This window comes from Cognatishimia activa, assembly GCF_026016445.1.
Lineage (GTDB): Bacteria > Pseudomonadota > Alphaproteobacteria > Rhodobacterales > Rhodobacteraceae > Cognatishimia > Cognatishimia activa_B.
The window spans coordinates 3,033,993-3,045,853 of the sequence record NZ_CP096147.1 but is presented as its reverse complement, the minus strand read 5'-3'; the positions used below and the strand labels follow the sequence as shown (position 1 = coordinate 3,045,853).

Genomic DNA, 11,861 nt, shown 5'->3' with positions numbered 1-11,861 from the left:
CAGGATCGACGAAACTGGATTCGAGGTCAATTTATATTTTGAATCAGGAAGTTATGTTTTTTCCTTGATACAATATGTTGTGTATCGGCTTAAATGAACGGCGATGATGTGGTGTTATCCCCAGCCTGTGGATAGCTTCGCGATGCTCTTTTGTCGGATATCCGGCATTTCGTTCCCACCCATATCCGGGAAACTGTTGCGCCAAAGACTCCATTTCGCGGTCGCGCCTTATTTTCGCCACAATCGAAGCCGCTGAAATTGAAACACTTTTTGCGTCTCCCTTCACAATTCCTTCGGCCGGAATGTTCAGACCCTTGGGAATGAATTTCCCATCAACAAGCGCATAATCGGGCGGTGATGTCAGATTGTGCACCGCGCGCTGCATGGCAAGCAGGCTGGCTTGCAGGATGTTGATCTCATCGATCTCCTCAACTGAGGCTTCGCCAAACCCAACATCTGCCACCTCTAGTATCTGCTCATAGAGCAACTCACGTTTCCTAATGCCCAATTTCTTAGAATCATTGAGCCCCTCTGGAATGCGATCAGGCCGCAAGACCACCGCCGCCGCCATAACAGGACCAGCCAATGGCCCCCTTCCCACTTCGTCAACACCTGCCACCGAGGTTGCACCTCGAAAAATGGCGAGCTTTTCCAATTCATAATCAGGTTTGGTCATAATCTTTCACAAAGCGCATGTACCCAATGCATGCAAGATAAATAGGCGCAGAAAAAACCGACGCCGTGAGGCGCCGGTTCTTCGGAACAGTCTGGGGATGCGTGTAGCCTGCTCCTGTGCTCGACCGTATTACCGGTTTGCGATGTAGAAGCCGTTGTTACGCAGGCAGCGCATTTGATATCCGCGGCGCATACCATTGTCGGTACGCACACGTGTGCGGCAGCTGTTCGGCAAACGGTGTGTGAAGCGATAATTGTTTTCGAGGCAGCGGTTGCCCATCATACGCACCCGGCCATCCCAAGTGTTATAGCGGCGCAGACACTTTCCAGGCAGCGCTTTCGTAAAACGTGGACGCGGTTTTGGTTTGGATTTGTAAACAGGTGCGGCTTTTGCCTCGTTATCACTTATCGCTTTGCCAATGATAATGAGCGCGGTGGCCCCAAAGAGGAATTTCGCGAGATCATCGTTACCCGCTTTCGCAGGGGACGCAGTTGCAAGGGAGATACCTGTCACCGTGACAGCGGCGATCAGGACAGTTTTTATGAATGTACGTGACATGGCAGCGAGCCTTTCTTTCAAGTCCAACGACGGACAGGTGTGATTCCGTGTTTCGCTGGTGTTGCGAATGTGATGGGTTCACACTGGGCCAGCCTGCAAAAGTCAGGCAATAACGCGGCATTGTTATTGGATATCACGCCCGGAAATGCTTGTTGTTATTGAATATCTCGCCACTTCACAGCAGAGTGAACACTATGAGAAAACCTGTGATCAAAACGCTTTCCGCGCTTATTCTTGGATGGAGCTTAGCTCTGACGACACCCGTTGCGGCCCAGGATTGTTTTGCGGATTACAAAGCCAAACAGAATAATCCCTTGCGTTTACACTACGGTGTCGCGACCGTCAGCGGAGCCTGCCAAAAGGCGAATGCGCAACAGCAACTTGCTGGGCGTCTCAGTGCCAATGGTTGGGTTTTGCTAAATGTTCTGTCAGTCTTTGACTCATCCGGACTTGAAGGAAGGAAAGCAGATGCAGGACAGTTCTACCTCCGCTATTGAGGCTCGCCAGATTGGCAGCCGCGTGGTCACGTTTGGCATCATCGCCATCGTGGCCATTTTGCTTGGGGCCGGGGTTGTCTTGCTTCTGACATTACCAGACGCCAATGCCTTCAATTCCCGTGTCGAGCGACTGTTCATCGAAAATGATGATCTCACCACGCAAGCTGAATTGAAGCTTCTGGAGATCCTGGCTCAGTCCGGTACCAGCTTTGCAGAAATTCTATCCAGCTACCGCATGGTCATCTTTGTGCTTTTGATCTTTGCCACCGGCATGATGATCGCTGCGCTGATCTTTCTAGTGATGCTGATCACCATGAACCGTCGTATGGCGCAAATTGAGCGTTCAGGCATTCAGGTGAATTCGCTACTGATCAGCCGAGATGAAAAAAAGGTCTACCTCAACAATATGGGCTTCAAGCTAACCGATGCCGCCATGGAGACACTCTCCATCTTGGCGGAGGCTCGGATGGACGATGAAGTTCTGAGCGGTGTTGCGATCGAAGCCATCATCTCTGGAAAAATCGAGGCAGATTGCGAAGAGGCCGCAGGTGCGACCCGGATCAAGCGCCTGCGGGACAGCCTCGGCAATCAGATGGTCAGCGAGCTTCTCGTGAAAAACATTGCCCGTCGCGGCTACATGCTTGGGATCGACAAAGACGTCATTCGGGTGCTGTGACATAAACCTGATCACTTCCACACTTGCCGGTCACGACCTGAGGTCATAAGGATTTCATGTATTAAACGAGGGGCATCCTTTGGAATTTTGGATTGCAGCGGCTCTGGCCGCCTATTTGCTTGGTCTTTCCAAAGGCGGCGTCCCAGTGATTGCCATCCTTTCCGTTCCGCTGATGTCATTGTTCATGGACCCAGCATTGGCTGCAGGATTGTTGCTGCCGCTATATGTGCTGTCAGATTGCTACGCGATTTATCTGTTCCGCAAAGCCTTCTCGGTTCGAAATCTGAAAATCCTACTGCCGGCTGCGGCAGGTGGCATTTTGATCGGATACAACTCCGTTTCGATCTTGCCTGAAAACCTCGTGAAATTGCTGGTGGCTATTATCGGCGCCTCTTATCTGGCCAATTTGCTGTATAAGCGCCTGACCAAAAACGAGCCCCCCAAACGTGAAGCCGATGTACCTCGGGGTGTTTTCTGGGGGGCGCTCGCTGGGCTGACCAGCTACATCTCACATGCCGGCGGTCCGCCCTATCAGACCTATGTATTGCCCCAAAAGCTCGACAAAATGGTCTACCTGGGCACCACAACCATTCTCTTTACAGCCATCAATCTGATGAAAGTTCCGCCTTATATTCTGGCGGGTCAAATCACATGGACCAGTTTTCTTGATGCCTTATGGCTGGCACCGTTCGCTTTATTGGGAGCCTGGAGCGGTTCTGTCGTGATTAAATCAATCTCCGAACGGCTCTTCTATCTGATCATCGAGATCGCGCTCGGCATTGTATCACTCAAGCTCTTCTACGATGTATTCTTCGGCTAACCAGCCTAATCATCCCGCACTTTTCCACGTAGCGCCTTCACCTCGCCGCGCTCCTTCTTGGCTTTAAGCCGCCGCTGTTTGCTGCCGTAAGTGGGCTTTGTAGCAATCCTGCGCTTTGGCTTTACGAGGGCTTTTCGGACCAGCTCCACCAGACGTTCACGCGCTAATTCGCGGTTCCGCGCTTGGCTACGGGTCTCATCACATTGAATGATCAACGCGCCCTCTTTGGTCCAGCGCCGCCCAGCTAATCTCTTCAGCCGGTTCTTCACCGGTCCAGGGATATTCGGAGATCTCTCTGCTTCAAACCGCAGCTCAACAGCTGTCGAAACCTTATTCACATTCTGACCACCCGGCCCAGAGGCCCGCACGAACTGTTCCGTCAGTTCCCAATCCTGAATGGTGATGGTTTCGTTGATCTCTAACATGGTGGCAGAATGGTGGATTTCTTGTTGAACGAAAAGCGCAAACGAAAAGGGCTGTTCCACGCGCGGGAACAGCCCTTCGAGATTTGAGGAGGTGCGCCGGTTAGGCGGGCACCAATTTAGGTTTTTTGCTAGCTAAGGGCTGCCCTAGCTGCAGTCCTCCCAAACTGTTCCGACACCTTTCTCCATTCCTTCTCTAGACAATGGGCACCTCCTTTCAATGATTTCGCGTACCTTCAGCCTGCCATAGATTTCTCATATGTCAAAACAAAATCATGTGGTTTTTTGTGAAGCTTTCGCAAAATGCTGAGGGAGACCACAAGATTAACCGGGCCTTAAGCAGACCTTAACAAATCGGTTACTTTCTAACCACTTTCCGGCGCACTTCAGGAAGCAGGCACCAAATATTCGACGATTTCTGTTCGTTGATAGAACATGAAATTGTCGTCAGAGATCATTGTCAGGCGCACTTGCCCATCTTCATCTTCCCAGACTGCGAGACCTTCGAGATTGTCATGCGTCCCAGTCGTTGTTCGTAATAACGTCTCTTCACCAGAAACCTCATTTCCGGAAATATCAAACCGCCTAACGCGCGAGCTAAATCCAATCACATTGAACTTCCGTTCAAGCACATAGAATTTCCCATCGGGCCCGAAATCAGCGCCAACGGGTTTAAAGCCATTTCGTTCAGGAAGCGTGAAAGCGTGCACCCAATTTTCCATGGAGAAACGATAAACCGGCAGGCCATCCCATTCAGAAAGGGGGGTCTCCGCCATGGTATAAAGACGGTTATCCTGATCGATCGCCAGAGCTTCTAATGAGCCATTATTCTCCATTTTCGTGAAGTCAGCGTGGCGGTTAAGCCCGGTCCCACGCCCACCTGGACGATCATAAGAGAAAACCTGATGGCGCCCTTCAAATGAAATAAAAAGGCGCCCATCCGGTTGAATCGCCAACCCTTCCGTGTCCCTTCTATAGTGCTTTACGATTTTGCCCTGTCGGTCCTGAACGTCATCCGATCGCAAAATCTGCACAGATTGTATGGCCCCGGACACACGCTCAAAGACGCCTCTCACCAAAGTGCCGCTATCGCTGAGAGCTGTGAAACTCACGCCATCAGCAGCCACTTCGATACCGGAAAATCCACCGAACCAGTCTTCTGGTTGATCCCATTTCACAGCAGATACGAGTTGCGCCACACCCTGTGGTGTGGCGCTCACTTGCCAGCCGATCAAAAGGGCTGTGCCTAGCGCGATTGCAAGACGTTTACGCATTGGTTTGGTAGATCCGCGACTGTGAGTTCTTTTCTTGGTTTGGGCTTAGGTGCATTTGGGTCCGGTGGTGGCGGATTCAAGATGTTGTTCACCCAAACCTGCGCGTCATCACATCCGTCACCTGCTGGCGGAGCGGCTTGGTTCACGCAATCGACTGCGCCTGCCGGGCAACTCAGTCGTACATGGAAGTGATAGTGGTGCCCCCACCAAGGGCGAATTTTGCGCAGATAAGTCCGATCGCCTTTTTCATCTTTGCACATCTGAACCTTTGCACCGGGGAAGACAAAAATCCGTGCCGTGCGCGGGTCTTCAGCCGCAGCTTTCAAGATCGCATGGTGCTGCTTGGTCCAGCTGCTATTTACATATGCCCCATTGGCGCGACGCATGCTGATCGAGCTGATTGCTTCACGCTCTGCGCGCGTCAGGTCTAGACGTTTGGGTGGCAACATCCAGATATCGACATCCATACCTATCTGGTGGCTGCGATGCCCCGTCAGCATCGGCCCGCCACGTGGTTGGCTGATGTCTCCGATATAAAGCCCTTCCCAGCCTGATTGGCGCGCAGCTTTGGCGGAGAGCTTCTTGATGAAATCTATGGTTTCAGGATGCCCCCAGTTGCGGTTGCGCGACAATCGCATGGCCTGCCAAGTTGGCCCGGTCTCAGGCAACATGGCACCGCCTGCCATACAGCCCTTGGCGTAGCTCCCAAAGGGCAACGCTGACTGAGCCGATCCCTGTTGATGTGCACCAAATAATTGCTTGGCTTCGACACCCTGCATAGATGCCGGAATCGCCTGACGCGTCGACACGCGGGTCGTTTCCGTTTCAGTCTTGCAAGCCGAAAGTGTCGCCAATAGGCCTATGATTGCGAGGATGCGTCCCATTCTGCTCGGTCCCCCTCTGGTTTCACCCAGCGTAGCAGAAACAGTCCTAAAAGAAAGAGAACGATAAGCGGCGATATGCCGATCCGTGCGCTTTCGGTCATCGCTGTCACAGCACCGATGGATGCAGGCGCCAAGAATGCGGTTGCGCGGCCAGACAACCCAAAAAGGCCAAAGCTCTCGGTCGGATTGTCAGGATCAGAATGGCGCACCATCAACGAGCGGCTTGCTGATTGCAAAATACCGCCCATGCCGCCGATCAAGATACCGCAGCCATAGAAGACCAGATCAGGGATAGACGAGCCCTCAGCCAAGGCCATCCCGAAGATTTGCGTCCGATCCATGCTGACTACGACAATACAGACGGCGATCAGCATCCAGATACAAAACTTGATGACGGGCTTCGGACCGCGTTTGAAATCTGCCTTGCCTCCGAGCCAGCTAAAGATGGCTGCCGCGATAATGCTGATGATACCGAAAACCCCGATCTGCACGATGCTCCAGTCCAGCACCAACCGCGCATAAGTGCCACCAAATCCGTAAAGGCCGCCAAGGGCATCCCGGTAAAACATGGAAGAGCCGAGGTAGGACGCGAGTGAAACGCGCTTGCGCAAAGCCCGAATGGAGCCTGAAAGCTGGCTCATAGCCTTTGCAAAATTAATCCGATCAGCCTTTGGCGCATCATCTTTGACCCAAAGGAAATAAGGCACCATGAAAACCGCAAACCAAATCGCGACAATGGGCCCAACCGCGCGTGTGCCTTCCTTGGCATTTGCATCCAACCCAAAGGCAGGATCCATCCCAAGCAACGTCTTGCCATTTCCCTGTTCCGCAAAGAATGCGAGTAAGATCAGCAGAGCAAGGAAGCCGCCCAAGTATCCAAAAGCAAAGCCAGACCCAGAGATCTTTCCAACTTCCTGATCACTCCCAAGGCTGGGCAGCTGGGCATTTATGAATATCAGAACAAACTCGGCACCTATAAAGCCCACCGCAAAAAGCACCAACATCTGGATGAGATTAGATCCATCAGGCACAGCAAACCAAAGCGATGCCGCGCCGACAACATACATCAGTGAAAAGGTCGAGATCCAAGGCCTGCGGCGACCAGTGGTATCAGCGAGTGCTCCAAGAATTGGGGCAGAAAGTCCGATGATCAAACCGGCAATTGTCAGCATGGTGGACCAAAGCGTCTGGGCCTGAGCCTTCGCCGCCTCTTCTGATGCGCCATCAGCGATGAAGGTTTCTGCGGCAACACCAGCGATATAGGGGCCAAAGATAAAGGTCAGAAGAAGTGTGTGATAAGGCTGGCTCGCCCAGTCAAAAAAGAACCAGCCCCAAATACGCCGGCGCGTCGAAATCGCGGTCATGACAATCCCCAAATGTCTGAACCGACTTACGCAGGGTAACGCAGTCTGCGCAAGCAATTCCTTGTCTTAAGCGGCTTTCTCTTGCTGCATCGGCAAATCCTGCATTGGTGGCCAAGGTCGCATTTCTTCGGCTTTCAACCATTGCTGTACCCACTCTGGTGCGAGGGGGGACGGGCCTTCATGCCCCAAAGCGGCTAGCACACGATCTGGGGGAACAATACCAGACTTGTCCGTTATCGCAGTCCGGAACACCGCGTGATTGGCGCATTCGCCGCTCTTTTTCCAAATTGACTGTTCAACGTAGAAAAACTTGTCGTCCCAAAATAGTCCACGGCTGCGCATTTCGAATTTCTCAAACGGCAGAATCCGCCGGCGATAGCGAACAACACTTCCCGCAACAGTCAGCCCCCAACGCTCTCGTTTCAAGGCGTCCATGAGCCCCACCCGAACGCCCATCGGGATGCGGCCAAGATCATATATCGTCAGGGTACGGCCGTTGTTGAGTTCCATCCACATGTCGATGTCCTGCGGCCAGCACCGGTGGCTTGACACATGCATGGCATTTACCGCCAACTTCGGCTGACTCTTTGCACGCTGCCAGCCCCAAATCATACGCAAATACGGATACACGGATACACTCCTTCGCTCCCACACATCGACACGCTCGTGTTGCACGTCAACCGATGAGCTCCGTTGACCTCGCGGCATCTTGTGATTTGACGTCACGACGCTTAACTGTGTGCTCAGGAAATCAAAGGAGTGATCGTCGTGGCCGCAATTGGTGCCCTTTTTATGCTCGTGCTGAACGCCATGTTCTTCATCATGCTGATCCACATCATCATGAGCTGGCTGATCAACTTTAATGTTCTGAATCTGCACCAGCAGCTGGTTGCCCAAATCTGGTATGGATTGAACCGCCTGCTAGAGCCGGTCTATCGCCCTGTCCGCAACGTTCTGCCAAATACCAACCCGCTGGACCTCGCGCCGCTGGTGGTTTTCATTCTGGTGATCTGGCTACGTGACTTTGTGGTGCCGCAGGTCTTTTTCTAAGCCCATTAACCTTGCTGCAACCCGCGGTATGTGATTCATTTCCTGCGAACGAGCAGACTTCATCGCAGGAAACATCATGGCCGCCGCATCGCTTTTGCGCGACATCTTTGGGTTTGACGGGTTTCGACCCGGCCAGGAAGAGATCGTGGATGCCGTCGCCGCCGGACAAAACGTTCTTGCGATCATGCCCACAGGTGGCGGTAAGTCACTCTGTTTCCAACTGCCAGCTTTGATGCGAGACGGGATCACTGTTGTGATCTCGCCTCTGATCGCCTTGATGCGTGATCAAGTCCGCGCCCTGCGGGAGGCTGGCGTTGAAGCAGGCGCTTTGACCTCAGGGAACACCGAAGAAGAAACCGCCGAAGTCTGGGAGGCCATCGAAACAGGCCGCCTGAAACTCCTATACATCGCGCCAGAGCGACTGGCGTCTGGTGCTGCTCTTGGCATGTTACGTCGGATTGGCGTCTCGATGATTGCTGTCGACGAAGCCCATTGCGTCAGCCAATGGGGTCATGATTTCCGCCCGGATTATCTACGTATTGGAGAGCTGCGCCGCACGCTCGACGTGCCGGTGGCGGCGTTCACTGCGACCGCTGACAAAGAGACCCGTGAAGAAATCGTGCATCGTTTGTTTGACGGCGAAGCACCGGAAACCTTCCTGCACGGGTTTGACCGGCCCAACATTCATCTGGCTTTCGCGGCCAAAGACAGCCCGCGCAAACAGATTCTAGATTTCGCCGATGCGCGCAAAGGCCAATCAGGCATCGTCTACTGTGGTACACGCGCTAAAACCGAAGCCCTGGCGAAAGCGCTACGCGATGCAGGTCATTCCGCAGACCACTATCATGGCGGCATGGACCCTGACGACCGCCGCTGGGTCGAGACCCGATTCCAGCGCGAAGACGGGCTGATCGTCGTGGCAACGGTTGCTTTTGGCATGGGCATCGACAAGCCCGACATCCGCTGGGTCGCGCATGCGGATCTGCCGAAATCCATCGAATCCTATTATCAGGAAATCGGCCGTGCGGGCCGGGATGGCGCGCCTGCGGAAACACTCACATTGTTTGGTCCTGAAGACATCCGCCTGCGCCGCTCGCAAATCGACGAAGGCCTCGCCCCACCCGAACGCCGTGCCGCAGATCATGCACGCCTAAACGCGCTTTTGGGTCTGGCAGAAGCACTGCATTGCCGCCGCTCCACTTTGCTGCGGTATTTCGGAGAAACCCAGGTCACCTGCGGGAAATGTGATCTCTGCGACACGCCCGCCGAAGTCTTTGACGGCACCGAAGGTGTACGCAAAGCGCTTTCAGCCATCCTGCGCACCGGGGAATGGTTTGGCTCTGGACACCTCATTGATGTGCTCTTGGGCAATGAAACCGACCGTATGCGCCAGAAGGGCCACGATGCACTGCCGACATTCGGCGTCGGCAAGGAATTTGACAAACGGCAGTGGCAAGCCGTGTTCCGCCAGATGATGGGACATGACCTGATCCGGCCCGATCCGGAACGCCACGGCGCCCTGCGTATGACCGATGATGCGCTACCGATCCTGCGGGGCGAAGCCTCGATCCAGCTGCGCAAAGACAGTATCCGCAAGGCCACTCGTCGCCCGGCTGTAAAAGCACTGGTGAACGAAGAAGATGCGCCGTTGCTTTCCGCCCTGAAAGCCAAACGCCGTGCGCTGGCTGAGGCCGCTAAGGTCCCGGCTTACGTTATCTTCAACGATCGCACGCTGATTGAAATGGCCGAAACCCGCCCCTCGTCGCTTGACGACATGGCGCGGGTCGGTGGCGTCGGCGCAAAGAAACTCGACCGCTATGGCGATGCCTTTCTGGAAGTCATCAATGGTGAAGCCGAAGCTGTGCATCCAAGCCGTCGCAAACTGGCCGGTCGTCAGGCGGGCGATGTCTATGACCGCCTGCTGGAAGCCCAAGCCGATCTGGCGCGCGGACCAGAGGGTATCGACAAGCCTCTGACCTGTTCTGCATCACTGCTCGCAAAAGTCGCCGAGATGCGTCCATCGGACGAAAGCGCCATGCAACGCCTGCTGGGCGACAAACGTTCACAACGATTTGCAACAGCATTTCTGGACGTCCTGCACAACGCGGACTAAGTCTCATGAAACCAGAGGTGAAGGAGCAGCCATGTTAGTCGTCGTTTCCCCGGCCAAGCGCCTGGATTGGGATCCCGTCGCAACCGAGACAACCACGCCGGCCCTGCACGACGAGGCCGAAAAGCTCGTGAAAACAGCGCGCAATTTAACGCTCGGCAATCTGCAAAAACTGATGGACCTCAGCCCGGATTTGGCAAAGCTGAACCGGGACCGGTTCAAAGCCTTCGAGATGGAGCCTGATACCTATGCAACCCGTCCAGCGGCTTATGCGTTTGCGGGGGACACTTACATTGGTCTGGAAGCCAAGTCGCTTGATCAGGATGAAATGACCTGGGCGCAGGACCACCTACGTATTCTGTCAGGCCTATATGGCGTTTTGCGTCCGCTTGATGCGATTCAGCCTTACCGTCTTGAAATGGGAAGCCGTTTAAAAACCCGCCGCGGTAAGAACCTCTATGAATTCTGGCGCGACACACTCTCCAAGAACCTGAATGCTCAGGCCGAGGAGATCGGCACCGAGACATTGATCAACTGCGCCTCTCAGGAATATTTCGGCGCTGTTGACCTGAAACGCCTGAAGTTGCGAGTGATCACCCCGGTTTTCATGGAACTCAAAAACGGGCAACCAAAGATCGTCAGCTTTTTTGCCAAAAAGGCCCGTGGCAGCATGGCGCGCTTCATCATCCAGAACCGTTTGACCGAGGCCGAAGGTATCAAAGACTTCGATCTTGGCGGCTATGCATACCAGCCTGAGATGAGCGAAGGTGATAAGTGGGTTTTCCTGCGAGACTATCCTGAAACCGCGAGTTGACACATACGCGCCAAGCGGGCAGGTCATAGGCATGAATACCGATAGCGAAATTCTCAACCTCCTTCCTGCCCGCCTGAAGGATGCCCGCCGCGCGCAAGGACTATCACTGGACGCTGTTGCGAAACTGTCTGGCGTCTCACGTTCCATGGTCAGCCAGATTGAACGCGGTGAAAGCAGCCCAACGATTGCGACACTCTGGAATCTGACGCGTGCATTGCAGGTGGATTTCGCGGGGCTCCTAGAAGATGGCGAAGCCGTTGATCGCGTCGAGGTTCTGCGCGCCGCTAATACGCCTTCTATCGAAAACCGTGGCGAAGGCTGCAACATTCGCATCCTCTCTCCACCTGAAGACGCGGGTCATCACGAGCTCTATGACCTGCGATTTACGCGCCATGGACAGCTTGACAGCAAAGCCCACGCACGTGGCACCAGAGAGCATCTGACCGTGATCGAAGGCCGAGTCCGTGTTGTCTCGGGTAATGCGACCGAAGAGGTGCATGCCGGTGACACAGCGCGTTATGCGGCGGACGTGCCGCATCGGATTGAGGCCATGAACGGCCCAGCCCGTGCATTGTTGGTTGTGCAAAACGCCTAATCTAAAGCCTACCAGCGCTGAGATCGACCCGCCCTGACCCGGCGGGTTTTTTTCGCTCTAATGAAGTTTCCAGTATTACGGATGTTTTCCGCCATATCGAAATTCCCCTATTCCGGAATTT

14 protein-coding genes are annotated in these 11,861 nt (G+C 54.1%); 7 read left to right on the top strand and 7 right to left on the bottom strand.

The genetic code is table 11. The features are described 5' to 3' along the window. Positions 1 to 43: 43 nt before the first annotated feature. Together M0D42_RS15230 and M0D42_RS15225 are read right to left on the bottom strand one after the other, a co-directional pair. Positions 44 to 676 carry a ribonuclease HII gene (locus tag M0D42_RS15230; protein ID WP_265019451.1) on the bottom strand — a complete coding sequence of 211 codons (633 nt, stop codon included), beginning with the start codon at positions 674 to 676 and terminating at the stop codon, positions 44 to 46. Positions 677 to 805: 129 nt separating this feature from the next. Next, complete coding sequence (locus M0D42_RS15225) at positions 806 to 1,234, bottom strand: hypothetical protein (RefSeq protein WP_265019450.1); 429 nt, start codon at positions 1,232 to 1,234, stop codon at positions 806 to 808. Between the two features lie 194 nt (positions 1,235 to 1,428). Here M0D42_RS15225 and M0D42_RS15220 point away from each other — a divergent pair, with 194 nt between their 5' ends. The 3 genes from M0D42_RS15220 to M0D42_RS15210 all read left to right on the top strand — a co-directional run bounded on the left by M0D42_RS15220 (position 1,429) and on the right by M0D42_RS15210 (position 3,227). Next, on the top strand, positions 1,429 to 1,731 hold the full coding sequence (locus M0D42_RS15220; protein WP_265021180.1) for a hypothetical protein: 303 nt from the start codon (positions 1,429 to 1,431) through the stop codon (positions 1,729 to 1,731). Further along, positions 1,703 to 2,407, top strand: a complete 705-nt coding sequence (locus tag M0D42_RS15215) for a winged helix-turn-helix domain-containing protein (RefSeq protein WP_265019449.1) — start codon at positions 1,703 to 1,705, stop codon at positions 2,405 to 2,407. Before M0D42_RS15220 ends, M0D42_RS15215 begins: the two co-directional genes overlap by 29 nt. 79 nt (positions 2,408 to 2,486) lie before the next feature. After that, positions 2,487 to 3,227 (top strand): sulfite exporter TauE/SafE family protein, encoded by a 741-nt coding sequence (locus M0D42_RS15210; protein WP_265019448.1) that lies wholly within the window; start codon positions 2,487 to 2,489, stop codon positions 3,225 to 3,227. 5 nt (positions 3,228 to 3,232) lie between these two features. Here the strand turns inward: M0D42_RS15210 and arfB are convergent, their stop codons facing one another. From arfB to M0D42_RS15185, 5 genes are all read right to left on the bottom strand, one after another. Next, on the bottom strand, positions 3,233 to 3,652 hold the full coding sequence (gene arfB, locus M0D42_RS15205) for an alternative ribosome rescue aminoacyl-tRNA hydrolase ArfB (protein ID WP_265021179.1): 420 nt from the start codon (positions 3,650 to 3,652) through the stop codon (positions 3,233 to 3,235). 383 nt (positions 3,653 to 4,035) lie between these two features. Beyond that, positions 4,036 to 4,923, bottom strand: coding sequence for an esterase-like activity of phytase family protein (locus tag M0D42_RS15200; protein ID WP_265019447.1), 888 nt, complete (start codon positions 4,921 to 4,923; stop codon positions 4,036 to 4,038). Beyond that, positions 4,896 to 5,807 (bottom strand): penicillin-insensitive murein endopeptidase, encoded by a 912-nt coding sequence (gene mepA, locus M0D42_RS15195; protein WP_265019446.1) that lies wholly within the window; start codon positions 5,805 to 5,807, stop codon positions 4,896 to 4,898. The genes M0D42_RS15200 and mepA overlap by 28 nt, the downstream gene beginning before the upstream one ends. Next, the gene (locus tag M0D42_RS15190) at positions 5,783 to 7,171 is read right to left on the bottom strand and encodes an MFS transporter (protein WP_265019445.1); all 1,389 of its coding nucleotides are present in this window, start codon (positions 7,169 to 7,171) and stop codon (positions 5,783 to 5,785) included. Before M0D42_RS15190 ends, mepA begins: the two co-directional genes overlap by 25 nt. 66 nt (positions 7,172 to 7,237) lie before the next feature. Next, positions 7,238 to 7,801: an acyl-CoA thioesterase gene (locus M0D42_RS15185; RefSeq protein ID WP_265019444.1), complete on the bottom strand. Its 564-nt coding sequence runs from the start codon at positions 7,799 to 7,801 to the stop codon at positions 7,238 to 7,240. Between the two features lie 138 nt (positions 7,802 to 7,939). On the opposite strand from M0D42_RS15185, the gene M0D42_RS15180 reads away from it, so the two are divergent. From M0D42_RS15180 to M0D42_RS15165, 4 genes are all read left to right on the top strand, one after another. Then, positions 7,940 to 8,221: a YggT family protein gene (locus M0D42_RS15180; protein ID WP_265019443.1), complete on the top strand. Its 282-nt coding sequence runs from the start codon at positions 7,940 to 7,942 to the stop codon at positions 8,219 to 8,221. A 76-nt stretch (positions 8,222 to 8,297) separates the two neighbouring features. Continuing rightward, the gene (gene recQ, locus M0D42_RS15175; RefSeq protein ID WP_265019442.1) at positions 8,298 to 10,334 is read left to right on the top strand and encodes a DNA helicase RecQ; all 2,037 of its coding nucleotides are present in this window, start codon (positions 8,298 to 8,300) and stop codon (positions 10,332 to 10,334) included. A 31-nt stretch (positions 10,335 to 10,365) separates the two neighbouring features. Continuing rightward, the gene (gene yaaA, locus M0D42_RS15170) at positions 10,366 to 11,145 is read left to right on the top strand and encodes a peroxide stress protein YaaA (RefSeq protein ID WP_265019441.1); all 780 of its coding nucleotides are present in this window, start codon (positions 10,366 to 10,368) and stop codon (positions 11,143 to 11,145) included. 31 nt (positions 11,146 to 11,176) lie between these two features. Then, on the top strand, positions 11,177 to 11,740 hold the full coding sequence (locus tag M0D42_RS15165) for a helix-turn-helix domain-containing protein (protein ID WP_265019440.1): 564 nt from the start codon (positions 11,177 to 11,179) through the stop codon (positions 11,738 to 11,740). Positions 11,741 to 11,861 lie beyond the last annotated feature (121 nt).